Annotated in this window: 22 protein-coding genes; 14 read left to right on the top strand and 8 right to left on the bottom strand. The window is 56.0% G+C overall.

The annotated features are described in order from the left end of the window. Positions 1 to 14 precede the first annotated feature (14 nt). Complete coding sequence (locus AC3Y5R_RS17025; protein WP_489922298.1) at positions 15 to 3,107, bottom strand: beta-galactosidase; 3,093 nt, start codon at positions 3,105 to 3,107, stop codon at positions 15 to 17. Positions 3,108 to 3,382: 275 nt separating this feature from the next. Here AC3Y5R_RS17025 and AC3Y5R_RS17020 point away from each other — a divergent pair, with 275 nt between their 5' ends. From AC3Y5R_RS17020 to AC3Y5R_RS17005, 4 genes are all read left to right on the top strand, one after another. Next, on the top strand, positions 3,383 to 3,532 hold the full coding sequence (locus tag AC3Y5R_RS17020) for a hypothetical protein (RefSeq protein WP_489922297.1): 150 nt from the start codon (positions 3,383 to 3,385) through the stop codon (positions 3,530 to 3,532). A gap of 215 nt (positions 3,533 to 3,747) precedes the next feature. Next, positions 3,748 to 4,008 (top strand): anti-adapter protein IraP, encoded by a 261-nt coding sequence (iraP, locus tag AC3Y5R_RS17015; RefSeq protein WP_158783367.1) that lies wholly within the window; start codon positions 3,748 to 3,750, stop codon positions 4,006 to 4,008. A 153-nt stretch (positions 4,009 to 4,161) separates the two neighbouring features. Next, positions 4,162 to 4,467 carry a PsiF family protein gene (locus AC3Y5R_RS17010; protein WP_489922296.1) on the top strand — a complete coding sequence of 102 codons (306 nt, stop codon included), beginning with the start codon at positions 4,162 to 4,164 and terminating at the stop codon, positions 4,465 to 4,467. A 180-nt stretch (positions 4,468 to 4,647) separates the two neighbouring features. Then, positions 4,648 to 6,177, top strand: coding sequence for an FAD-dependent oxidoreductase (locus AC3Y5R_RS17005; protein WP_489922295.1), 1,530 nt, complete (start codon positions 4,648 to 4,650; stop codon positions 6,175 to 6,177). A gap of 7 nt (positions 6,178 to 6,184) precedes the next feature. Here the strand turns inward: AC3Y5R_RS17005 and proC are convergent, their stop codons facing one another. After that, complete coding sequence (gene proC, locus AC3Y5R_RS17000; protein ID WP_489922294.1) at positions 6,185 to 6,994, bottom strand: pyrroline-5-carboxylate reductase; 810 nt, start codon at positions 6,992 to 6,994, stop codon at positions 6,185 to 6,187. 190 nt (positions 6,995 to 7,184) lie between these two features. Between proC and AC3Y5R_RS16995 the strand changes: the two genes are divergently transcribed. Next, positions 7,185 to 7,640 (top strand): YaiI/YqxD family protein, encoded by a 456-nt coding sequence (locus AC3Y5R_RS16995; protein WP_489922293.1) that lies wholly within the window; start codon positions 7,185 to 7,187, stop codon positions 7,638 to 7,640. 58 nt (positions 7,641 to 7,698) lie between these two features. On the opposite strand, the gene AC3Y5R_RS16990 is transcribed toward AC3Y5R_RS16995, so the two are convergent. After that, on the bottom strand, positions 7,699 to 8,415 hold the full coding sequence (locus AC3Y5R_RS16990; RefSeq protein ID WP_489922292.1) for a DUF2076 domain-containing protein: 717 nt from the start codon (positions 8,413 to 8,415) through the stop codon (positions 7,699 to 7,701). 304 nt (positions 8,416 to 8,719) lie between these two features. Between AC3Y5R_RS16990 and aroL the strand changes: the two genes are divergently transcribed. The 4 genes from aroL to ppnP all read left to right on the top strand — a co-directional run bounded on the left by aroL (position 8,720) and on the right by ppnP (position 10,972). Beyond that, positions 8,720 to 9,244 (top strand): shikimate kinase AroL, encoded by a 525-nt coding sequence (aroL, locus tag AC3Y5R_RS16985; protein ID WP_489922291.1) that lies wholly within the window; start codon positions 8,720 to 8,722, stop codon positions 9,242 to 9,244. Between the two features lie 167 nt (positions 9,245 to 9,411). Beyond that, positions 9,412 to 9,603, top strand: a complete 192-nt coding sequence (locus tag AC3Y5R_RS16980) for a YaiA family protein (protein WP_158783360.1) — start codon at positions 9,412 to 9,414, stop codon at positions 9,601 to 9,603. Positions 9,604 to 9,938: 335 nt separating this feature from the next. After that, positions 9,939 to 10,616: an AroM family protein gene (locus AC3Y5R_RS16975; RefSeq protein WP_158785332.1), complete on the top strand. Its 678-nt coding sequence runs from the start codon at positions 9,939 to 9,941 to the stop codon at positions 10,614 to 10,616. 65 nt (positions 10,617 to 10,681) lie between these two features. Beyond that, positions 10,682 to 10,972 (top strand): pyrimidine/purine nucleoside phosphorylase, encoded by a 291-nt coding sequence (gene ppnP / locus AC3Y5R_RS16970; protein WP_489922290.1) that lies wholly within the window; start codon positions 10,682 to 10,684, stop codon positions 10,970 to 10,972. 35 nt (positions 10,973 to 11,007) lie between these two features. On the opposite strand, the gene rdgC is transcribed toward ppnP, so the two are convergent. Beyond that, entirely contained in the window at positions 11,008 to 11,919 is a 912-nt protein-coding gene (gene rdgC, locus AC3Y5R_RS16965) for a recombination-associated protein RdgC (protein ID WP_489922289.1), read from the bottom strand. 143 nt (positions 11,920 to 12,062) lie between these two features. Here rdgC and mak point away from each other — a divergent pair, with 143 nt between their 5' ends. Then, positions 12,063 to 12,968 (top strand): fructokinase, encoded by a 906-nt coding sequence (gene mak / locus AC3Y5R_RS16960; protein ID WP_489922288.1) that lies wholly within the window; start codon positions 12,063 to 12,065, stop codon positions 12,966 to 12,968. Between the two features lie 191 nt (positions 12,969 to 13,159). On the opposite strand, the gene eat is transcribed toward mak, so the two are convergent. Further along, entirely contained in the window at positions 13,160 to 14,524 is a 1,365-nt protein-coding gene (gene eat / locus AC3Y5R_RS16955; RefSeq protein ID WP_489922287.1) for an ethanolamine permease, read from the bottom strand. Between the two features lie 237 nt (positions 14,525 to 14,761). On the opposite strand from eat, the gene AC3Y5R_RS16950 reads away from it, so the two are divergent. Together AC3Y5R_RS16950 and qhpR are read left to right on the top strand one after the other, a co-directional pair. Further along, positions 14,762 to 15,766 carry a phosphotransferase enzyme family protein gene (locus AC3Y5R_RS16950; protein ID WP_489922342.1) on the top strand — a complete coding sequence of 335 codons (1,005 nt, stop codon included), beginning with the start codon at positions 14,762 to 14,764 and terminating at the stop codon, positions 15,764 to 15,766. Positions 15,767 to 15,822: 56 nt separating this feature from the next. Continuing rightward, the gene (gene qhpR / locus AC3Y5R_RS16945) at positions 15,823 to 16,890 is read left to right on the top strand and encodes an AraC-like transcriptional regulator QhpR (RefSeq protein WP_489922341.1); all 1,068 of its coding nucleotides are present in this window, start codon (positions 15,823 to 15,825) and stop codon (positions 16,888 to 16,890) included. 67 nt (positions 16,891 to 16,957) lie between these two features. Here the strand turns inward: qhpR and AC3Y5R_RS16940 are convergent, their stop codons facing one another. The 3 genes from AC3Y5R_RS16940 to sbcD all read right to left on the bottom strand — a co-directional run bounded on the left by AC3Y5R_RS16940 (position 16,958) and on the right by sbcD (position 22,402). Then, the gene (locus AC3Y5R_RS16940; RefSeq protein WP_489922286.1) at positions 16,958 to 17,383 is read right to left on the bottom strand and encodes a cell envelope integrity TolA C-terminal domain-containing protein; all 426 of its coding nucleotides are present in this window, start codon (positions 17,381 to 17,383) and stop codon (positions 16,958 to 16,960) included. A 124-nt stretch (positions 17,384 to 17,507) separates the two neighbouring features. Next, entirely contained in the window at positions 17,508 to 21,182 is a 3,675-nt protein-coding gene (locus AC3Y5R_RS16935) for an AAA family ATPase (RefSeq protein ID WP_489922285.1), read from the bottom strand. Then, positions 21,179 to 22,402, bottom strand: a complete 1,224-nt coding sequence (gene sbcD, locus AC3Y5R_RS16930; RefSeq protein ID WP_489922284.1) for an exonuclease subunit SbcD — start codon at positions 22,400 to 22,402, stop codon at positions 21,179 to 21,181. Before sbcD ends, AC3Y5R_RS16935 begins: the two co-directional genes overlap by 4 nt. A 201-nt stretch (positions 22,403 to 22,603) precedes the next feature. Between sbcD and phoB the strand changes: the two genes are divergently transcribed. Next, positions 22,604 to 23,293, top strand: a complete 690-nt coding sequence (gene phoB, locus AC3Y5R_RS16925; protein WP_489922283.1) for a phosphate response regulator transcription factor PhoB — start codon at positions 22,604 to 22,606, stop codon at positions 23,291 to 23,293. 23 nt (positions 23,294 to 23,316) lie between these two features. Further along, entirely contained in the window at positions 23,317 to 24,630 is a 1,314-nt protein-coding gene (gene phoR / locus AC3Y5R_RS16920) for a phosphate regulon sensor histidine kinase PhoR (RefSeq protein ID WP_489922282.1), read from the top strand. The last annotated feature ends 6 nt before the right edge of the window (positions 24,631 to 24,636 follow it).

Here is a 24,636-nt window from a genome sequence, read left to right as displayed (position 1 = left end):
CAGGCCAGCGCATATTACTGTCCGATATCAGTGGATTTCAGCGTCACGGTGTAGTGATAGTCTGGCGCAGAAAGCAGGAACTCCGGGCTGACGCTCGGGCTCCATGAGTCATCGCCGCCCACGCCCATATGATAACCGTCCAGGTTCAGCCAGCAGCCTTCTTCTTCCCTCAGCAGATGGCGGTGAGTTACCTCACGCAGCTGCTCCAGACTGTAGCGGCTCAGCGAAAAGTGGAAATCACCACTGACCTGCAACGTACCAAAGGTGAACTGTTTAGTGCCGCATCGCAGGCCGTTTTCACCGGGGAATACGTAAGGCGTAAACATCTCTTCCAGCGGCAGTGACCAGCGTGAGAATTGTGCAGCGAGCTGGCGGTCCGGGTAGTTTTCATCTGGCCCCAGACCCAGCCAGCTGACCGCCTCATGGCTCTGGCTCAGCTGGCATCGCAGGCCAATTCTGGCCGGTTCGGGTTGACCGGCAGCCACCGACACTTCCACCCGCACAGACATCTCACCCTGACTGTTAAAGCTGTAATGCTTACGACTGATAAAGCGAATTTCACCTTCATAGCACCAGGCATGTTCCGCGATCAGCTGGACGCTGCTGCTCAACTCGTCATAACTCAGTTCGTTCAACTCGCTGGTCAGCTGGTTGAAGCCTGCACGCTGCCAGCGTTCCACCCACGCATTGGGATCAACTTTCGTCACCTCGCTGATACCAATATCGTTATCCAGCGGGGCACGAACAAAAGAGTCGCGCAAAGGAGAAAGTAGCTGGGGGATGCCCTTTTTCAGCCACTGCACCAGTTCTCCGCTCTGCCGCGAGAACTGCCAGCTCTCCTGCTGAAAATCGACTGTTATACAGTCGTTGTTTTCGCTCAGAGTGGGCTGCTGGCTGCCGGAAGGGCGCTGTGTCCTTTCAGGGATTGCAGGCAGCCGCCATTGATCCCAGGCCACGCGCTGTCCGGCTTCAGACCAGCTGGTTGCCTGTGGCTGGGTCACCGCCACATTAAGCCAGACTTCGCCGCTCAGCTTTGGCAACTCACCCAGTTCAACGGTAAGTTTTCCTTCGGCTATCATTTCCAGTGGCTGACTGCCACCCGATATCCGCTGGCCGTTTTGTTCAATGTGCCACTCCAGCTGCTCATTATCGGTGGCGCGGAACAGGTATTCACTGTGGATTGACAGCGTCAGCGGATGGGTATCCAGCAGGCTGAACTGGAAAAATTGCTGCGCCCGCTGTGCTTCGAACAGGGCAGGATGCGGCGTGCGATCGGCAAACACCAACCCATTCATGCAGAACTGGCGGTCATTGGGTTTATCGCCAAAGTCACCGCCATAAGCCTGCCATGGCTTACCCTGTTCGTCATAGCGGGTCAGGCTCTGATCCACCCAGTCCCAGACAAAACCGCCCTGCAGACGAGGGAATTCGCGGAACGCCTGCCAGTACTTTGCAAAACCGCCAAAACTGTTGCCCATCGCATGGGCATATTCACAAAGGATCAGTGGTCGGTTCTCGCCAGGCAGGCCGATCCATTTCTTAATCGCCCACTTAGGCACTGCTTCAAACGGCTGATCCTGATCGACTCGTGCGTACATCGGACAGATGATATCGGTGGCAGCGGTATCGGCTCCGCCTCCTTCGTACTGTACGGGACGGGTTGGGTCGCTGCTTTTCACCCAGCGATACAGTGCATCATGCGTACTGCCGTGTCCCGATTCATTACCCAGCGACCAGATAATAATGCAGGGATGATTGCGGTCACGCTGTACCATCCGGGTGACGCGCTCGCTGAAGGCATTGAACCAAACCGGATCGTCCGACAGGCGATTCATCGGCTGCATCCCGTGCGTTTCGATATTCGCTTCGTCCACCACATACAGGCCGAAACGATCGCACAGCCGGTACCACAGCGGATGATTGGGATAATGCGAGCAGCGTACGGCATTGAAGTTATGCTGCTTCATCAGCCGGATATCGCGGATCATCGTTTCTTCATCCATCACCTGGCCGTTCTCCGGGTGATGTTCGTGGCGGTTAGTGCCACGGATCAGCAGGGGTTTACCGTTCAGTTTCAGTTGACCCTGATGAACTTCAACTTTGCGAAAGCCGACATCATATGCCTCGACTTCAATCAGTTGCCCCTGAGGATCGAGCAACGAGATGGTTGCCCGGTAGAGATTGGGAGCTTCTGCGCTCCACAGCGCTGGCTTCTCAACGATCAAATTCAGGGTAGTGCGATCGTTATAATGGCCTCTTTCATCCACCGTTTTGCCGATCAGCGACTGGCGCTGCTGCGCAATACAGCGATCCCGTTGCCACAGGGCTACTTCAACCTGATAGTCATGGGCCTGTTCCAGCGAGCAGATGGCCAGCACCTGCAGGCGAGCTGAGTGATACTCCGGGCTGAGGTGAGTTTCGATCTGCACATCACGGAGCTGCACGGTCGGTTTATGTAACAGGCTGACATCGCGGAAGATCCCGCTCATTCGCCACATATCCTGATCTTCCAGATAACTGCCGTCACTCCAGCGCAATACTAGTACTGCGATGCGATTTTCTCCCGCCCGAAGCATCGTGGTCAGATCGAACTCTGCGGGCAGGCGACTGTCCTGGGAATAGCCAACAAAATGCCCGTTACACCACAGGTAGAAAGCGGAGTTGACCCCGTCAAAACAGATGCGGGTTTGTCCCTGTTCCAGCCAGTCAGCGCGGCAGAGAAATGTGAGCGAATAACATCCGGTGGGATTCTGTGACGGGACGTGAGGAGGATCGACCGGAATCGGATACTGCACGTTGGTATATATCGGTGCATCGTAACCTGCCAGCTGCCAGTTAGACGGAACATTGAGGGGACGTGCATCCGCCAAATCCTGCTGCAGCCAGCTTTCCGGTACGGCCTCCGGTTGTGGGAAATAACTGAAGATCCATTCACCGTTCAGCAACTGGATATTCTCACCCGGCAGATCGTCTCTTGCCGCTTCCACGCTGCGCCAGCTGGAGAAAGGCGGATGGGCAGGCAGGCGGTTAAGTTGAGTGACCACCGGGTTTTCCCAGTCGCGACGGCTTAATTGCTGTTGCAGGCTGATTGCAGGAGAAGAGATCATCGGTAAAACCTCATAAATGTTATGCGCTCACATTGAAGCAAAACAGCGCAACTGTAAAGCAGCCATAGGCGATCCTGCGAGACGGACTCCATCAGCAAATCGCTTTCGTTTCAGTTTGATTGTGCAGGTCGGACAGTATTGTTGCTGGTTTCCGCAAGGAAAGCGTTAAGCGTGGTTACTCGTGGTAAAAACGGCCCTGAACAGGAGTTTTCTGCATTGTGGACCGGAAGGGGGGCACTTAATATCAGCGCCAACGTTACCACGAGGAGATAACGATGAGTCGAGTATTGAAAGTTGTGAGTGTAATTGCGCTGGTGACAGCTCTGAGTGGTTGTCTGTTCCCACCTCCGGGTGGCGGCGGTGGCTGGGGTGGCCATCATGGTGGCGGCGGTCCACGCGGTGGATTCTCAGAAGGCCCCCACTAAAAGAGTTGTGCCAGGGGGAGATCCCCTGGCTGCAACGGCATAAATGGCGGCAAACGCAGCAAAACGTTTCGCTGGCGCTAAAATATTGCGCCGTTTCACAAATGTGAAACAGGTCGCTTATTTCCGGTTTAAGTCGCGAAAATATCTGGCGATTGTCTGTTCTCTTTTCCCTGACGCAATGGTAACTTCTTCCTTTACCTCGCTGAGACCTCCGCATGAAAAACCTCATTGCAGAACTGTTAGTCAGGCTGGCGGAAAAAGAAGAAGAGTCCAAAGAGCTGGTCGCCCAGGTTGAAGCGCTGGAAATTGTGGTGACAGCGCTGTTGCGCAAGCTGGACGGCGAGCAGCTTCAGCAAATCACCGACAATATCAGTGTGGCAATGGAGACCGCTGCGAATGCTTGTCCGGCCAGTACGGAAGACTCTTCCCTGCTGAACAGCTATATACAGCGTATGCTGACTCATCCCCGTTCCTGATTCCTGCCGCCTGAATGCTCGCATTCAGGCGTTGTCAGCCCTGATCCCTTTATTTTTGCGATCCCAGCGGATTTTTTGATCCCGCATACCCCTCATGTTGCTGATTTCCTGCCAGACTTAACGGGCTTTTAAACCAATTTGGGATGGCAAAAAATGAGAATGAAAATGTTAATGGTCGCGCTGGCGCTGACCGCCGTGGCCAGCGGATATGCTGGTGCAGCAGAAAAAACCGCTCAGCAGCAGAAGATGACCGTATGTAACCAGCAGGCCGGGGAGAAATCGCTGAAGGGTGACGAGCGCAAAACCTTTATGAGCAGCTGCCTGAAAAAAGACAGCAGCATGGGCAAAATGACGCCTCAGCAGATGAAAATGAAAACCTGTAATACTCAGGCCGGTGATAAAGCACTGAAAGGTGACGAACGTAAAACCTTTATGAGCAACTGCCTGAAAAAAAGTTAATCTTTACTCTGTATTAACGGGCTCGTCTGAGCCCGTTTGCATTTATTTGCCTGGTAATTAAATTTTCTTTTTCAGCTTATTAGCCTCTTTTTATTCCTCAATCTTACTTCCGGAAGTGGTCTTTTTCCCTGTAAATGCCAGGCTTATTAGTCTGAGATTTTGCATAAAAGGAGCACTGTCGTGAGCTATCAGAATGCCATCGTGTTACAGGACTTACCGCAGCAGAAGCCGGTCAGGGTGCCCATTGGCGATACAGGGATCCTTTTGATCCGCGTTCAGGATGAGGTGAAAGCCTATCAGGCGAAATGCCCCCATTCCGGTGCACCTCTTGAACAGGGAGCCATTGTTGACGGCAGATTAATTTGCCCCTGGCACAAAGCCGCCTTTAAAGTCAGTGATGGCAGCCTGTGTGAGCCACTGGCGCTGAGCGACCTGAAATGCTATCCGGTACGGGTTGAGAATGGCATGGTGCAGGTCAATCCCCACGAGGAACCGCCGCTTTATACGTTCCAGGCCGATCAAACTGAGCCGGTGTTTGTTCTCGCCGGGAGCGGGGCTGCCGGAGCCGCGGCCGCCTGGACGCTGCGGAGGGAAGGTTTCAAAGGCAAGCTGATCCTCGTCGATCGTGAGAGCGAAGCGCCCTACGATCGTACGGTGCTGACCAAGTTTGTCCCATCCGGGAAGATGAAAATCAGCGAAGTGCCGCCGCTGCTGAAGGACGATTTTAACGATTATGCGGAATGGAAACATGGCGACATTGAGCAGCTCGATACCCGTCAGCAGCAGCTGCGTTTTGCCGATGGATCCACGTTGAAATATGACAAGCTGTTGATCGCCACGGGCGGTATCCCACAGCGGCCGGATCTGGAAGGTAAGGCACTGTTTGGCGTCCACGTGCTGCGCAGTATCGAACAGGCTGACACTCTGCTGAAAGAAGTGGATAGCACCAGCCAACTGGTGATTGTCGGCAACAGTTTTATCGGTATGGAACTGGCATCCGCGCTGCGGTCGCAGGATGTGAAGGTCCAGGTGATCGCCAGAGATCCGCTGCCTTTTAAAAAACAGTTTGGCGAGCAACTGGCGAAATACTTCCGTGAGCTGCATGAAGAGAAGGGCGTGGAGTTTATTGAAGGAGAAGTTGCAGAGCTGAAGAGTGACAACGGTCATGTCAGCGCCGTTCAGTTGAAGAGTGGCAAAATTGTGCCTGCAGATGTGGTACTGCTGGCGACTGGCGTCGCACCAGGCACCGGTTTTATTCACGATATTCCGCTCAATGATGACGGCAGTCTCAGCACCAACCTGCAATTGGGAGTGACCAGCAATGTCTGGGCTGCCGGGGATATTGCGAAATTCCCTGCGCCACAGGGTGAGATGCGCATTGAACACTGGCGCGTAGCACAACAGCAGGGCAGGACAGCGGCGAAGAATATGCTTGGCAAAGGCGAGGAGTTTGACCGGGTGCCATTCTTCTGGACAGCGCAATTTGGCACCCGTTATGAATACCTTGGCCATGCAGAAGAGTGGGATGACTTCCAGCTGTTTGGCTCACTGAAGGAGAAAAAATTCGTCGCGTTGTACGGTCAGAAAGGCCAGCTTGCCGCGGTTTCATCCTGCGGGTTGTACACCTTCACGGCCGGACTGGTCGCAAAAATGCAGCAGCCGCTCAGCATGCAGGACGCGGCAAAACTGGCAGAAGAAGCGCTGGGTTGACGAAGCGTTACGCTTTGCTCATCTTCTCTGATTTAGCCATGCACTGCTGTATCGCTTCGATCACCGCCGAGCGGAATCCTTTCGCTTCCAGCACTTTCACCGCTTCAATGGTGGTGCCGCCAGGTGAGCAAACCATATCTTTCAGTTCGCCAGGGTGTTTGCCGGTCTCCAGCACCATTTGCGCCGAGCCCTTTACCGCCTGGGCAGCAAACTGATAGGCCTGAGCACGTGGCATCCCGCCAAGGACGGCAGCGTCGGCCATCGCTTCAATAAACATAAACACATAAGCCGGGGCGGACCCGCTCACACCAACTACCGCGTGGATCATATATTCCGGCACCAGTGCGGCTTTGCCGAAGCCATTAAAGATTTCTACGATCTCATCCGCCTCTTCTTTGGTCACCAGTACGTTAGGGGTGATTGAAGTCATCCCTTCGTTGACCAGCGACGGTGTATTTGGCATCACGCGCACCAGCTTGCGGTCATGACCAAGCACGCTGGCCAGGGAGTCCAGCGTTACGCCAGCGGCGATAGAGACCACCACCGTCTCTTTGCTCAGGCTGCCGGAAACGTCCTTCAGCACGTTAAGAATGACGTTAGGTTTCACTGCACCAAACAGGATATCGGCCTGCTTTGCCACTTCTTCCGCGCTGGCGGCCGGAGTAATGCCGTACTGTTCATGCATTGCCTGGTTGGTGGCGGGTTTATGGTCATAAACCCAGATGTTTTCTGCTTTCACCTGACCGGCCGATACCAGCCCACCGATAATGGCTTTTGACATATTGCCGCAGCCAATGAAGCCGATTTTTTTGTCCATCGTCATACCTGTTTTCAGTTTTCATCTGTGTCCAGCTTACGTCATTTCCCGCCTTATTCCAGCATCAGCAATGCTTAATCGGCCGGTTGCACACCGGCTTTTGATCGGAAGGTCAGATTAAATATTGCCATTCCTGAAAAGAACGGCAAGATCACCCGTATTCCCGTCTCAAAGTAAAAAGGAAGTGGCGATGCCAATCTGGGTGGATGCCGATGCGTGCCCGAAAGTGATTAAAGAAGTGCTCTATCGCGCAGCGGATCGTGAGCAAATGATGGTGACTCTGGTGGCTAACCAGACGCTGAGCGTGCCGCCATCACGTTTTCTGCGCACCCTGCGGGTGCCTGCTGGGTTTGATGTGGCCGACAATGAAATTGTGCGCCGGGCTGAAGCGGGGGATTTAGTGATCACCGCCGATATTCCCCTGGCGGCGGAGGTGATGGAAAAGGGCGCCGTGGCGCTGAATCCACGCGGCGAGCGGTACAGTGAAGCGACTATCCGTGAGCGTCTGACCATGCGTGATTTTATGGATACCATGCGGGCCAGCGGCTTGCAGACTGGCGGGCCACCTGCGCTTAATCAGCGCGATCGTCAGCAGTTTGCCAACGAGCTGGATAAATGGTTACAGGCGCAGAAAAGCAAGAAGTAAGGCGGGAAACTGACCGGACAGCGTGCCCGGTCATGGCTGACTGAAGGGGATCGCAGGATCAGACGAAGCTGTCGTCGTCGCCAAAATCATCACTGTCGAAGCCGTCATTACCAAAATCACCGTAATCGTTGTTACCGTAATCCTGCTGCAGACCAGCGTCCTGATTCAGGAACTGGCTGTCGTTGCTGTTACCGTTAAAGGTATCGAGATTATTATCAAAGTTCTCCTGCGGTATCGCGGGTTCGTTGATAATGTTTACAATCTCTTCGGGCTGCGAGTGATGGAACATGCTGGTCAGCATATCGGCCATCACTACCCCGCCAGCCACTCCCACCGCAGTCTGCAGCGCACCGCCCAGGAAGCCGCGAGTTGCTGAAGGTGTCGTAGCAGGTGCTGCTGCCGGTGGTGCAGAATAGGCCGGCTGCTGCTGAGCCGGCGCGCTTCCCCACGGGGAAGATTGCTGAGGCTGTTGCGGCTGCTGACGCTGTCCGCCGCCAAACAGGCCGGAGAGAAAACCGCCGCTGCTCTGCTGGGGCTGCTGCTGTTGCGACTGGGCCAGTTTAGCCTCCAACTCACTGACGCGATTATTCAGCTGCTTCATAGCCGCTTCCTGAATAATGATCGCCTGAGCCATGTAATAAGGTGCGCCCGGTTGCTGCTGCAGCTGCTGTTGGATCAATCTTTCCGCTGAGGCATCCCGCGGGCCGGACTGAGTCTCTGCCTGTTTTAAACGGCCAAACAGGCTTTCAATTAACTGTTGTTCTTCGCTCTGCATAGGTAATCCTCCAAAACGGGCGATAAACTCTATTTTGGGGCAGAACAATAGAAAGTAAACGGGCTTCGGGTAAGTAAATGTTGCCAGAATCTGGCGAAAGTTAAATGGAGTGTAAATAAAAAATTACACCTTATTACCCTTTTAAAACATCAGGATAAGCCGTTTTTGCGATCGTTGTGGTGTAAAGAAAAAGTGACTACTGGTGATGGAAACGAATAATCGGTATGATGCGACGCAAAGTTAATCATTATCTGTCCGTCGTCGCGGGGATGCCCGGGGCAATCAGGCTGAGGAAGTGGCTGTTATGTCTTTACCCATTTATCTGATCGGCGCGCGTGGCTGCGGGAAAACAACCGTAGGGCAGGCGCTGGCTACCGCTCTGGGCTACGCCTTCAGCGACACCGATCGTCACCTTCAGCAAACGACCCGTCGCACCGTCGCGGATATCGTGGCAGAAGAGGGCTGGGATGGGTTTCGTCATCGTGAATCACAATCTCTGCAGGCTGTTACCGCACCGGCCACGGTGATTGCGACCGGCGGCGGTATGGTTCTGGCGGTGGGAAACCGCAACTACATGCGCGAGCAGGGGCAGGTAATCTACCTGAACGCCGAAGCGGGCGTGCTGGCTGCCCGCCTGGAAGCCTATCCGGAGCAGGAGCAGCGTCCGACGCTGACCGGCCGCCCGATTGCCGATGAAATGGTTGAGGTTCTGGCAGCCCGTGACGCGCTTTATCAGGAAGCCTCGCACTACGTGATCAATGCCATGCAGCATCCTGATAGTGTGGTGGAAGATATTATCAATATCCTGGCCCTTGCCCGCGCAAGCTGACTCATCCTTCGGACGAGGCCGGTAGCTCGCCGCCCGTGTTTTTAAGATTTGCCCGATTTATCCCCCCTTCCTGAGAAATTTCAGTCATTGTCTATACTTAAGTCACGCAGGTTGTCCGGCCCGTTGCCGGACGGATAATTGAAAATTTCTTACTGGAGGGAAAAAGTATGCCAGGCAGACCGCCCTATCCTCGTGAAGCACACATCAACCCGGTAGAGAAAGGCGCTCCGGGCAAATCAGTAACCTGGTACGAGCTGCGGGCCGACCATCCTAAACCGGACACGCTGATCAGTGAGCATGAAACGGAGCAGGAAGCAATCGACGCCAAAGCGCGATATGAAGACCAGTCAAAAGAATAATTCCGCGCGGCAGGGAAGCCGCTGAATCCTCTCTATTTAATCCTCCTTACAGGCCATAATTTCGCGGCAGGCCTTACCTGAAGATTAGCGCTTGACCGCAGCCAGCCATCATCATATTTTCGCACAGGTACTTATTATCAACTGCTTTAATGCCGCTGCAGGCCTGACTGGACAGACCATTGAACGATTTTCTGAATAATCCTCTGACTCCCCGTGAATCCCCGCTCCTTTCAGGGGCAGATGCTATGCTTTCTGTATTCGTTGCACCCGTTCACAGCGGCGGTGGGCACCTTGAGAGTGCTCTCGCCTCAGTGAATTTTGCGGAAAGTAAAACGATGAAAAACACGCTGGCAACCTTAACGCTGGGCGTTGCGCCCCGGGATGATCTTCATCCTTTGCTGCTGGAGCATCTGCCGGAAGAACAAATTGCCCATTTTGGCTTGCTGGACGGTCTCACCCCCGAAGAAATTGAGCAACGTTATGCCCCGGTCGCGGGCGAAAAAGTGGCGATGACGCACATCGAAGATGGATCGTATGTGTTACTGTCGGCTGCCAGGGTGGAAGCCGCCCTGCAGCATCTGATCAAAGAACTTGAGCATCAAGGGTTTGAAACAATTCTGATGTTGTGCAGCGGCGAGTATAAAAATCTCGTGACGGATAACGCTGTTTTACTCGAGCCCTACCGCATTTTGCCGCCGCTGGTGGATGCCATCACCGGCGGGCATCAGGTTGGGATTATGGTGGCTCGTGAAGAGTATCTTGGCGAGCAGGCTTACAAATGGCGGACGCTGGCTTCAAAACCGCATTTTGCCGTTGCTAACCCCTGGAAGACCAGCGAGGACGACCTGATTGATGCCGCCCTGCAGCTGCAGGAGCAGGGCGCGGACGTGCTGGTGCTGGACTGCCTCGGTTATCATCAGCGGCACCGAGATTTTTTACAAAAGCTGTTGGGGATCCCTGTGCTGCTGTCTAATGTGCTGATCGCCAGACTGGCAGCAGATTTGCTGGTGTAAACGAGAGAACCTCGGTACTTTTACACTGCTCTTTTACCTTTGTCTCTGATTCTAAGGATATTTATATGCTCAACGTCAGTGAGTACTTCGACGGAAAAGTGAAATCAATTGGTTTCGACAGTGCCAGTACCGGGCGCGCCAGCGTGGGCGTGATGGCGGAAGGGGAATATACGTTTGGCACCGGCCAGCCGGAAGAGATGACTGTGGTCAGCGGCTCGCTGAAAGTGCTGATGCCGGGTGAAGCAGAGTGGAAACACTATGGTCCGGGCGAGATCTTTAACGTACCGGGTCACAGCGAGTTTCATCTGCAGGTTGCAGAGCCTTCCTCTTATCTGTGCCGCTACCTGAAAGAGTGATGTGAAAGCGGGCCGTGCAGACGGCCCGCCAGAGATTAACGCTGTGCTTCGCCGCCAAGAGCTTCAACGGTATTGGCGATCAGCGCGGCCAGTTCGCCGGTCATCAGGATAAAGTCGGCATCAAAACGGGCCGCCACATCTTCCCGATCGATATCATCATTCTGCTCGCGCAGGGTATCGGCAAACTTCAGGCGTTTCAGTGAGCAGTCATCAGACAGCAACATCTGTACGCGCTCCTGCCAGTCCAGCGCCAGTTTGGTCACCAGTTTACCCGCTTCAATATGGTTAGCGATTTCGTCGCAGACCAGGTCCTGCTTCTTGCAACGGATCACCCCGCCATCTTCCAGCAGCGCTTTCAGTTCGGCTTCATCCATCAGTGCGAAACCGGCGGGTGTTTCACCTGAACGCACCCATTCGGTCATGGTGAGCTCGATAGGGCTTTCCAGCGTCAGCGGCACAACCGGCAGCGACCCCAGGCTCTTACGCAGCAGGGCCAGCGTGTCTTCCGCTTTTTTGGCGCTGGCGCAGTCGACCATAATCAGGTTGTTGACGGTATCGATCCACAGGAAGGTCTGGCTGAAGCGACTGAAGGCGCGTGGCAGCAGGCTGTGCAGCACTTCATCCTTCAGCGAGTCTTTTTCGGTTTTCTTCAGCTTGCGCTGCTGTTCCGCTTCCAGCTTGCCGATTTTGGCTTCCAGTGCCTGTTTGATCACCGGGGAAGGCAGGATTTTTTCTTCTTTACGGGCGCAGATCAGGATCTGGCCGTTATTCACGTGGGTCAGCGCATCGGAGTAACGTCCCATCGGTGACACCCAGCCGGTCTTCGCCATGTCCTGGCTGCCGCAGGGAGTGAAAGTGAATGCATCGAGTTGTTTTTCCATCTCGTCCACCGCCAGCGGAATCTCGCGATTCAGACGATATACCATCAAATTTTTAAACCACAGCATGCTGCTTTCCCTCTCCGGGCGCTTGAGTCGCGCTAATTCAAAGTCAGCGCGCATGATAGCGAATCGGCGGCGGGGTTTCATTGCCTTTCCGCCTGTGGCCTTCTATGGTAAGAAGCTGAGAGCAGAATAATTAGGAATAACAAGTGCGTATCGGTATTGACCTGGGTGGTACTAAAATCGAAGTGATTGCGCTCTCTGATGAGGGCGAGACCCTGTTCCGCTACCGCGTGGCCACACCGCGGGATGATTATCAGAAAACCACAGAGGCGATTGTCGGGCTGGTCCGGCTGGCGGAAGAGAAAACCGGTCAGCAGGGCAGTGTGGGCATCGGCATCCCCGGCACGATTTCGCCTTACACACAGCGGGTGAAGAATGCTAACTCCACCTGGCTGAACGGTCAGCCGCTGGACAAAGATCTGCAAAAAATGCTGGGCCGGGAAGTGCGGATTGCCAATGACGCCAACTGCCTGGCCGTTTCCGAAGCGGTGGATGGCGCGGCAGCGGGTAAGGCGACGGTATTTGCGGTGATCATCGGTACTGGCTGTGGTGCTGGAGTGGCGCTGAACGGACAGTCCCATATCGGTGGTAACGGCAACGCGGGCGAGTGGGGTCACAACCCACTGCCGTGGATGGATGAAGATGAACTGCGTTATCGTGATGAGGTTTCCTGTTACTGCGGCAAAGAGGGCTGTATCGAAACCTTTATCTCCGGCACTGGCTTCGCAACGGATTACCATCGGTTGAGCGGTGTGGAACTGAAAGGCGCGGAGATCATCAGGCTGGTGGAACAGCAGGATCCGGTGGCCGAGCTGGCGATGAGCCGTTACGAGCTGCGCCTGGCGAAATCGCTGGCGCATATCGTCAATATTCTCGATCCGGACATGATCGTTCTGGGAGGAGGAATGAGCAACGTCGATCGTCTTTACCAGACCGTGCCACTACTGATCAAAAAATGGGTATTCGGCGGCGAGTGTGAAACGCCGATCCGCCAGGCGGTACATGGCGACTCCAGCGGCGTGCGTGGTGCGGCATGGCTGTGGCCGCAGTAGCGTATTTTTTTTGAAAGATCGATGGCGTCTCTGATGCTTTGGGAGGCAGTAAGGTGCGTCTCCGTCGGATGTTTGCCGCATGGACGCGGCAACCAAGCCTCCAGGGAGGGATTCCCGGCGTCCCGTCGGAGACGCACCTTACCGCTGACTATCATCAAAACCGTTTTGACTTTGGCCTGTCGGCTTCTCGCTTAATCCCCTAACAGCATTGCATCGCGTGGGGCACTGGCACGCTGGCCTTTGGTCATCAGGAAATAGAGGTATCCCGCGACCATAAAGGCCACGAACAGGCCGCCAATCACCGCATTAAACCACAGCATCGCAATCAGGCAGACAAACGCCAGCACCAGCGCAATGCCCGGCACAATCGGATAGCCTGGTGCGCGGAAGGTGCGTTCCAGTTCCGGAGCCGTGCGGCGCAGGCGGAACAGGCTCAGCATGCTCATCAGGTACATTACGATAGCGCCGAACACGGCCATGGTGATCATCGCGGCTGTCAGCGTCATGCCCTGCAGGTTAATCCAGCTGTCGCTGAAAATGGCGGCAATCCCGATAACGCCACCGGCAATGATCGCCCGGTGCGGCGTCCGGAAGCGTGACAGTTTTGCCAGACCTGCAGGCAGATAACCGGCACGGGACAACGCAAAGAACTGGCGCGAATAGCCGAGGATAATGCCGTGGAAGCTGGCGAGCAGGCCGAACAGGCCAATCCACACCAGCATATGCATCCAGCCCGAATTTTCACCCACTACCATTTTCATCGCCTGCGGCAGCGGATCGTTGATGTCGGACAGTTTGCGCCAGTCGCCCGCGCCGCCAGCCATCAGCATCACGCCAATCGCCAGCACCACCAGAGTCAGAATGCCGGTGATATAGGCTTTTGGAATGGTGCGTTTCGGATCTTTTGCCTCTTCGGCGGCCATCGCAGCCCCCTCGATAGCCAGAAAGAACCAGATGGCAAACGGAATGGCCGCGAAAATACCGGAAACGGCAGGCAGACCGAAGTGTTCGCCGCCTGACCAGCCGTGAGCCGCAAAATTGGTGATGCTAAAGCCCGGTGCCACCACGCCCATAAACACCAGCAGCTCAAGTACTGCCAGCACGGTCACCACCAGCTCAAACATCGCTGCCAGCTTCACACCCAGTATATTCAGCGTCATAAAGACAAGATAGGCTCCCACCGCGGCGTATTTTGGGTTCAGCCCCGGATACTGCACGTTAAGATAGGCCCCGATAGCCATGGCGATAGCCGGTGGCGCAAAAACAAACTCAATCAGCGTTGCCATCCCGGCAATCAGACCACCGGTTTCGCCAAAGGCGCGGCGGCTGTAGGCAAACGGACCGCCCGCGTGTGGGATGGCGGTGGTCAGTTCAGTAAAGCTGAAAATAAAACAGGTATACATGGTGGCGATTAACGCCGTGGTGACCAGAAAGCCCAGCGTGCCTGCCACGCCCCAGCCGTAACTCCAGCCAAAGTACTCACCGGAAATCACCAGACCTACCGCAATGCCCCACAGATGTATTGTGCCCAGAGTGGGCTTTAGCTTGCTTGTCATACCGATATCCCCGTCATGAATTTTATTGTCAGTCGATAATGCAGCCGGTATCGGGGGGAAACTTGACGCTGGCGTAATGATTTTTGTGCTCTGCAGTCAACTCAGACGCAAGAAAAGTGCCAGATGCACGCTAAAGTCAAAAGAGGGTCGTCTGCGGTCAAGCGGTTCAAAGCAGGCGACGCCATGCTGGTAACACAAGGCGGGGAACCGACAGCCAATCCATTCTGGAGCCAGACTATGACTGCACAGCAATATGATGACCTGGATAACACTGCACTGCTGAAACTTGCTCAGCGCGCGCTCACCCGCTACCCGTTTGCTTTGCAGGGCAAGCTCAGCCTGCTTTGCCGTTCTGAAAATGCCACCTTCCTGCTGGAAGCGGGCGGCAAACGTTACGCGCTGCGTCTGCATCGCGGCAACTATCACGAGCGTGCGGATATCGAAAGCGAGCTGAACTGGCTGGATGCACTGCGCGAAACGGGGATTGTGGTGCCAAAGGCGGTGCCTGATAGTGAGGGGAAAACCGTGCAAGGTTTGCCGCTGGAAGGCGACGGCGTGCGCTATGCCGTGCTGTTCGACTGGATCGAAGGGGATATGCCGACCACCGATGTTGATCCGCGCGCTTTTCAGCAGCTGGGGCACATTACTGCCCGGCTTCATCGGCACAGCAAGAGCTGGCAAAAACCGGCAGGCTTTCAGCGCATCATCTGGGATCATCACACTATGGTCAGCCCGCAGAGCCACTGGGGAGACTGGCGTGATGCCCCGAACCTGCGAACGGAAGATCATTCGATCGTTGAAGAGGCGATCGCCCGCGTGGGCAGCGAACTGCAGCTGTTTGGCAAAGATTCTTCGCGTTATGGGCTGATCCACGCCGATCTTCGCCTCACCAACCTGCTGCTCCACAAGGGGGAAACGCGGGTGATCGACTTTGACGACTGCGGCATGGGCTGGTATCTGCACGATCTTGCGGCAGCAATCAGTTTCGTGGAGCACCATCCTCGTGCAGCCGACTGGGTGGATAACTGGATCACCGGCTATGAGCAGGTCGCGCATATCACTGATGAAGAGATGGCGCTGGTGCCCACACTGCTGATCCAGCGCCGTATCCAGCTGCTGGCGTGGGCTGGCTCGCATGCCGAGACCGAAATGGCCATCAGCCTGGGGCCGCAGTGGGCCGATCACTCGGTACGCCTGTGCCGCCGCTATCTGGAAACTTCAGAACTACCGGTCGGTGCCTGATCTGGTATGAAAATTGCTCCTGTTATGGGATGTATTCTGCAGCGGGGGCGATGATGATGGAAACCGGTTTGATCAAACAGCCTGAAATGGCTTCAGCACTTAACGCCAGCATGGCCAGCAATCGTGGCGTGCTGGCCGCCGCCGCCAGCGGGTTAAGCGAATTTATCTGCGATAAAGGAGGCGATGTTGACCGGATTTTCGGCGTCAGCGGCATCGATCCGGAACAGCTGGCCAGCCCGACGCTGAGTCTGGGGTTGATTAACTACTGCCGCGTAATGGAAGAGGCGGCGCGATATTCAGGTTTTGATAACTTCGGTTTGCACTACGGCAAGCAGTTTAAACCACAGTCATTAGGTCTGATTGGCTACGTTGGCCTCTGTTCCGCCACGCTGGAACAGGCGCTGCACAACGTGGTGAATGCTTTTCCCTGGCACCAGCATGACACACTGACCCGCCTGGTAGACAAAGGGGACAGCTGGCGGCTTGATTATCAGGTGCGTCACGGTGCGATCCTCTGCCGTCGCCAGGATGCCGAACTGACGCTGGGCATGTTTCTGAACCTGATCCGTCACGTGGCCGGTAAAAACTGGGCCCCGCGTGAGGTGCATTTTGAACATCCCCGTCCTGCTCAGTGGCACGAACACTGCAAAGTTTTCGATGCGCCAGTCTATTTTGATCAGCCCTTCAACTCGCTGCTGATCCCGAAACGGGATCTGGCCCGTGCGATGCCGGACAGCGATCCGATGTTGCTGATGGTGATGCAGGATGCCATCCGCCGCCTGAACAGCGCCGCTCCGCAGCAGAATATTGTCGATCAGGCTCGTGCTCAGGTGCATCTGGTTTTACTGAAAGGTGAACCGGTGCTGGAAGAGGTGGCGGATAAGATGGGATTGTCCAGCTGGTCGCTGCAGCGTCGCCTGCGTGATGAAAACCACAGCTTCACCTCGCTGGTGGATAAGGTGCGTTGTGAGATGGCGACGCATTATCTGCAGCAGAAACAGATCCCGATTTCCGAGATGGCGCTGCTGCTGGGGTATTCCGAGGTCAGCGCCTTTTCGCGGGCTTTCCGCCGCTGGTTTGGCATCAGTCCCCGCCAGTGGCGACAGCATGAGCTGGCGGGCTAATACCGCCAGATTGCGCTGAACATCCCCCGACGCTGGCAGCCCTCCGTCAGGCATTATTCACGCTGGTTTATTGCGGCCTGAAATCAATGACCAGTTTCGGTGGCATTTGCTTCGGCGGCGGCGGTAAATTCTCCGCACTGCTGACCACGCTCCAGGTTTTCAGGCACAACACTTCATCCCCGGCGGTGCCCAGCACGCTGTAGCGGCCGTTCTGCCACGCGATGGTGACCGCACACTCGCGGCCTTTATACTGCGTCGCGTTATAGAAATTACGCTGAATGCCATACTGCAGTTTCGCCAGATACAGGCAGTCGTCCCGCGATACGCCCTGCGGCTTGCTGCACTGTTTTTCCGCCGCGTTCTGCATTTCTTCCGCTGTCGGCGCAGGCAGTTTCTTCGGCACCGGCGGCTCTTTCGGTGCTGTCTGGCAGCCTGCCAGCAGAGCGACCAGCAGAACCATGCCCGTGCCTGAGATGAAGCTTGCTGATGCCATTTTTACCCCGGATAGTTAACTCTGTTTCCAATGCTGCCACCATTCTAAAGCAGGTATCTCGCGGTTTTTACTCCAATGGTCTGTAAAAGGATTCGGATTGAAAAATCTGACGTTTTATCCTTCTTCAGGGCGTTGGGGTGTCCAGCCTGCTGTAGCCCAGCCCGTTAATTTTCCGCACTTTAATCTGCACCGGGATGCGTTCCTTCATCGCTTCCACGTGGCTGATCACCCCAATGGTTTTGCCGCTGGCGTTCAGCGCATCCAGCGCATCCAGAGCACTGTCCAGCGTCTCGGCATCCAGCGTGCCGAAGCCCTCATCCAGGAACAGCGATTCAATGCGGGTCTTGTGGCTGACCAGATCGGAAAGCGCCAGCGCCAGCGCCAGGCTGACCAGGAAGCTCTCCCCGCCGGAAAGGGTGCGGGTATCGCGCAGCGCATCTGCCTGCCAGGTATCCACCACTTGCAGCTCCAGTGCTTCCTGAGACTTACGCTGTAGCAGATAGCGCCCATGCAGCCGGTTAAGCTGATTGTTCGCCAGCCACATCAGATGATCCAGCGTCAGTCCCTGAGCAAATTTGCGGAATTTATCGCCTTCCTTCGAGCCGATCAGCTGGTTAAGGTAGCCCCAGTCTTCCACGTGCTTCTCATTTTCTGCAATTTGCGTCAGCAGGCTTTGCTGCTGTTGCCGCCGGGCGGCATCGCTGGTCAGCTGCTGGCGGGCCTCGCCCTGCTGGCGGGCATTTTCCCGCAGTTGCAGAGCCAGCGCGGCGACGGTATCGCTCAGCGTTCCGGCTTCCTCCGGCAAATCTTCCGGACGTTGCTGTTGATGGGCAACGAGATTTTTCTGTGCCTGCTCCAGCAGCGCGGCGGTTTGCTGACGGCGCTTGTCGTGCTGCTTCTGCAATGTTCTCAGCCGGGCGGCCTGCTCTTCGTCGAGCAGGGCAGCGCGGAAGTGCGCTTCATCAGGGAAGTTGCCGGAAGCCAGCGCAGCGATAAAGCCTGCCTGGGTGTCGTTAAGGCGACGGGTTAGTGCGTGTGACTGTTCAGATAGTGAGTTATGCTGTCCGGTCAGAGTATTTAACTGGTTCTGCTGCCGTTGCCACTGCTGCTGAAGCGCCTGGCTGCGTTCAGCGTGATGTTGCGACAGCTCACGCAGCTGGTGCTGCACCTCCGTGGTCAGTTGGTCACCGAACAGCTTTTGTCGCTGCTCACGCCAGTCCTTCAGCGTATCCTTTTCAGTTTTAAGGCGTTTTTCCAGAGCGTCCAGTCGCTGCTGTTCGCTGACGATCTCATCATTCAGCGCCTGCTGTTGGGTGGCCAGAGTGGTTAACTGCGATAGCAGGTCAGTTAGCGCCCGCTCCGCTTTCAGCCATTGCTGCCATTCATTCTGGCGTGCGGTGAGCCAGGATTCATGCTCACCCTGAGCCGGGAGCGTCAGGGCGTAATCAGTCAGTGAAGCCTGCAGAGCGTCACGCTGTACCTTAACCGATTGTTTTTCCATCACTAACTGCTGTTCATGCTCGCTGAGGGCCTGACGGAGAGTAAGCAGTTGCTGACCTGCAAGCTGCTGCTGTTGCAGAAGTTGGGTCAGCTCATTCTGCCGCTGGCTGAGAATATCCTTCCGCTCCTGAAGCGTGCGTGCGCTCTGCTGCAGGGTGAGGAGCTGAGCCTGAAGAGTGGTTTCCTGCCGATCCTGCGCGGCCAGCCATTCTGTCACCTGTTGCTGGTCGTCCGGCGTGAAGCTCTGTGCCAGTCCGGTGACCGCCGTCTGCCATTGAGTGCCCAGCGTGGTGGCTTCCTGTCCGGCTTCGAGCTGTTCCTGCTGCAGTTTCTCCGTCTGTGACTGCAGGTTTTTCACCTGTTCGCGCTTCGTGGTGCCCTGGTCTTTCAGCTTCTCAACTTCAGCCTTCAGTTGCGCCAGCCGCTGCTGGTTTTCTGAAGGCTTCAGGGCCTGATATTCGCTAACGGCCGGGTGCTGGCGGGAGCCGCACAGCGGGCAGGGCTGATCCGCTTCCAGATGGGCTCGGTGCTGCTCAAGGTCAGCTATGCGCTGCTCCAGCTCGCAGCGTTTTTCCAGATCCTGCTGGTGCTGATGCTTCTCTTTCCAGCCGTTGCGCAGAATGTGTAGCTGCTGTTCTGCTTCCTGCAACTGCTGCTGTAAAAGCTGCTGGCTGGCAAGGGTGCGCTGGCTGCGTAGCATCAGTTGTTGCCACTGTGGCGAGAGCAGCGCCAGCATCTGCCGCAGCGGGCGCTGTTGGTTGAGACGGGTCAGTGCAGCCTGCAGTTCGCTTTCCGGTTGCTGTTGCTGCAGGGCCAGATGGCTTTTCTCAGTCTCTGAATACTGTTTTTGCGCCTGATCCAGTGCTTGCTGCTGCGGTTTAGCCTGCTGTTCAAGCTGGCTGAGCTGTGCCTGCAGCTGTTCCAGATTTTTCTGCTGCTCCGTCAGCCGTTGCTGCTGCGAAATCAGTGCCACTTCACTCTGGTGCTGCTGCTCAAAGCGGACGCGCCACAACGGCAGGGATTCGCCCCAGTGAACAAAGTGTGGATTGTCCTGCTGCCATTTCTGGTTCAGCTGCTGTGCTGTTTGCTTCTCGGCCTGTGCCTGCTGATTTTGTTGCAGAGCTGCCCGGCGGCGGCTAAGGGAATGCTGGTACTCACTCACTTCTTTCGCCAGCTGAGTGCATTGCTGCTCCAGCGAGGCAATGCGGTTATCCAGCGGCAGGACGCTTTCTGTAATCAGCGTCTCCTGCTGCTGGCGTTCTGCCTCATGCTGCTGCCTTTGTGCATCCGCCTCTTTCATCTGAGCGGTGGAGCCTTCCAGCTGTTGCTGAGCCTGCTGCAGTTGCTGAGTTAACTGCTGATGCTGCTCTTTCAGCCCCTGCAAATCCTGCTGCTGTTGATTGCGCTGCTGCCAGAGCGGGCGCAGCTTTTCCGCCGGTTCGGCCTGAAGCAGGCGATCCAGCTGCGCGCTGTCCTGCTGCCAGGCGGTTTCCGCCTGCAGGCGATCGGTTTCGGCAGCGGTTACAGCCTGAGAAATGGCCTGAAACTGTTGATACCACTGCAGTAAAACCTGCTGACGTTGATGCTGAGAAGTGAGTACCTGCTCCTCTGCCACCCTTTGCTCCAGCTGGCCGGTAAGCAGCTGAACCTGCTCGTTATCCAGCAGAGCCATGCCGCCAGCCTGGGCTTTGAGCGTCTCCAGTGCCTGACGGGCATTTTTATGTCGCTCAAAAACGCTGGCCGACAGGCGGCCGTAGATCTCCGTGCCGGTCAGTTCTTCCAGCAGCTCGGCGCGGCTGTTGGCATCGGCATTCAGGAAGGCCGCAAACTGCCCCTGTGACAGCATCATCGATTTGGTGAAGCGTTCAAAATCCAGCCCGGTCAGCGCGGTCAGCATCTCCAGCTTGTCCTTGACCTTGTCGGCAACGATCTGGTTGTCTTCGCAGCGGGCCAGCTCCACTCGCGGTGCCTGCAGGTTGCCGTCCGCCACGCCACGCGCCCGGTTCTGGCTCCAGAAAGCACGCCAGGCCACGCCTTTCACCTCAAACTCCACTTCGGCCAGGCATTCTGAAGTGTCGCGCGTCATCAGGTCATTCTGCGACTGCGACAGTTTTCCCAGTCTGGAGGTTTCGTGATACAGCGCCAGGCAGATTGCATCCAGTAGCGTGGTCTTACCCGCGCCGGTCGGGCCGGTAATGGCGAACAGGCCGTTGCTGGCAAACGGCTCGGCGGTGAAATCAATTTTCCATTCGCCCTTCAGCGAGTTGAGGTTTTTAAACCGCAGCGTCAGGATCTTCACAGCTGTTCCTCGTCATCAATTTCGGCCAGCGTCTGGTTGAACAGCAGGGTGGCTCGGGCCAGCCGCTCCGGCTCTTCATCGGTTTCCATCGCCAGACGACGGGTGAAGACTTCCTCCACGCTCAGCTCACTCAGCGTTTCATTATTTTGACGGTCAATGGCCTGCTCGCGCTGTTCACGGCTGCGGCGCAGCAGCACAACTTCCACAGGCAGTTCCAGCGTCATCTCCTGAATACGACGTTGCAGATCGTTCAGCCATGCGCCGGTGACAATTTCGATATCCAGCCACACCGTTTTGCCATCTTCGCGCGGTTGGATCTCCGCCAGCTGGTTTTCGATCTCCTCCAGCGAGCCTTTAATCATCTGCATTGGCTGGAATAACGGGATATTCAGCGGTTGCACGCTGCTCAGCTTGCCGTCGGTGAACCCGACCAGAAAGACGCTTTTCTCCTTACCCAGCTCGTCAAAGCTGAGTGGGATCGGCGAACCGCTGTAGCGGATATGTTCAGTGTTGGCGATGCGTTGTGCACGGTGAATATGTCCCAGCGCGATGTAATCTGCTGGTGGGAAGGCCTGCGCGGGAAAAGCATCCAGCGTGCCGATATAGATATCGCGCACCGCGTCACTTTTGGTCACGCCCATCGTGGTCAGATGCCCGGTGGCAATGATCGGCAGCGGCAGGTCCATCGCCTCCCGCTGAGCCTGCGCTTCCTGCCAGCACTGCTGGTAATGGATGGTGATCGCTTCCAGCAGGGTTTGCTGTTTTTCATGACCTGACTGACCCGCCTTACTGGTGGTGATATCTCGCGGGCGCAGATAGGGAATAGCACAGAGCAGGGCACCAGGCTGGCCGTCGCGGGTATTGAGCAGCAGAACCTGTTCACGTGGGTCATCGCTGGCTGCGGCAATCACCCGAGTATTCAGGCAGGCCAGCAGTTCGCGGGATTCGTTCAGCGTGGCGACTGAATCATGGTTGCCGCCGAGGATCACCAGCTGGCATTGGGTCTGCTGCAGCCTGACCACAAAGCGGTTGTACAGCTCGCGGGCGTAGCTGGGCGGCGAGCCGGTATCGAAAATATCGCCTGCCACAATGATGGCATCCACCTGATGGGTTTCAGCCTGCGCCAGCAGCCAGTCCAGAAAGGCCTGGTGCTCTGCGGCCCGGCTCTTGGTGTAGAAAAACTGGCCCAGATGCCAGTCAGCGGTATGAATCACTCGCATGGGATCCCTTCGGTGCGGAAAGCTGATCCGACGATTATAAACAGCCCCGGCAAAAACCCCAGCGCGAAAGGCGTTTGCACCTTCAAAAAAGTGTTATAAAACGGTGTTCTTACCGGTGCTTTTTTCATAAAACTGTCATAAAACTGACGCATAATGACGCCGCAAATCCAGTGACATTCCGTCACAGTAGCAGGAGCAATAATGGCTAAGCGCATTCTGGTGGTCGAAGATGAAGCCCCAATCCGTGAGATGTTGTGTTTCGTTCTGGAGCAAAATGACTATCAACCTATTGAAGCTGAAGATTACGACAGTGCCATCAATCTGCTGATCGAACCCTGGCCTGATTTGATTCTGCTGGACTGGATGCTGCCGGGTGGCTCAGGCATTCAGTTTATTAAACATCTCAAGCGCGAAGCGATGACCCGCGATATCCCGGTGATGATGTTAACCGCGCGTGGTGAAGAAGAAGACCGCGTGCGTGGTCTGGAAGTGGGCGCAGACGATTACATTACCAAACCGTTCTCGCCAAAAGAGCTGGTGGCCCGAATTAAAGCGGTGATGCGCCGTATCTCGCCAATGGCTGTGGAAGAAATGATTGAGATGCAGGGACTGAGCCTGGACCCGTCTTCGCATCGCGTGATGTCCGAGACTCAGCCGCTGGAAATGGGCCCGACGGAATACAAACTGCTGCACTTCTTTATGACTCATCCGGAACGTGTTTACAGCCGCGAACAGTTGCTTAATCACGTATGGGGAACTAACGTGTACGTCGAAGATCGTACCGTTGACGTGCATATTCGCCGCTTGCGTAAAGCGCTGGAAGTCACCGGGCACGATCGTATGGTGCAGACGGTTCGCGGAACAGGTTATCGTTTCTCTGCACGCTACTGATCGTTCGCACTGGAGTCTTAACCGTGTTGGAACGCCTCTCCTGGAAGAGATTGCTGTTTGAGCTGGTGCTTGCCTGCATGCCCGCCCTGGTGCTGGGGCTGCTGGTTGGCTACCTGCCCTGGCTGCTGTTGATTTCCGTGCTGGCCGTATCAGGCTGGCACTTCGCGAATTTACTTCGTTTATCTCACTGGCTGTGGGTTGACCGCAGCATGACCCCTCCTGCCGGACGCGGCAGCTGGGAACCTCTCTTCTATGGCCTTTATCAGATGCAGGCGCGAAATCGTCGGCGTCGCCGCGAGCTGGGCAGCCTGATCAAGCGCTTCCGCAGCGGGGCGGAGTCGTTACCCGACGCGGTGGTGCTGACTACGGAAGAGGGGACGATTTTCTGGTGTAACGGCCTGGCACAGCAGATGCTGGGATTGCGCTGGCCGGAGGATAACGGCCAGAACATCCTCAACCTGCTGCGTTATCCGGAGTTCACCCGCTATCTTCGCCAGCGCGATTTCTCCCGCCCGCTGACCCTGGTGCTGAACAGTCATCGCCATTTGGAATTCCGCGTGATGCCGTACAGCGAAGGCCAGTGGCTGCTGGTAGCGCGCGATGTGACGCAGATGCATCAGTTGGAAGGGGCGCGCCGCAATTTCTTTGCCAACGTCAGCCACGAGCTGCGCACGCCGTTAACGGTGCTACAGGGTTATCTGGAGATGATGGAAGAGTCGGATATGAAGGGCGCGCTTCGCGATAAGGCGCTGCACACCATGCAGGAGCAGACCCGCAGGATGGACGGGTTGGTGAAACAACTGCTGACATTGTCCCGCATTGAAGCGGCACCGGCGCTGGATCTGCAGGAAAAAGTCGACGTGCCGATGATGTTGTGGCTGTTGCAGCGTGAGGCGGAGACGCTCAGTCAGGGACGGCATGAAATTCATTTTAATACCGATCCGAATCTGCGGGTATTCGGCAATGATGAGCAGCTGCGCAGTGCGATTTCAAACCTGGTGTATAACTCGGTAAACCATACGCCAGAAGGCACACGTATTGATATCAGCTGGCTGAAGACGTCGCAGGGAGCGCAGTTTAAGGTGAAGGATAACGGTCCCGGCATTGCGGCAGAGCATATTCCCCGCCTGACGGAGCGTTTCTACCGGGTGGATAAAGCCCGCTCACGGCAGACCGGCGGCAGCGGGTTGGGGCTGGCAATCGTGAAGCATGCGCTCAGCCATCACAACACGCGGCTGGATATCACCAGCCTGCCGGGCAAAGAGACCTGTTTCAGCTTTTCACTGCCGCCGAGGTTGATTGTCAGCAACGAATTGTCCCAGAATGCGGTTCGTTGACCGAAT

This window comes from Erwinia sp. 009765445 (assembly GCF_058137865.1).
This window is presented reverse-complemented; position numbering and strand designations above follow the sequence as displayed.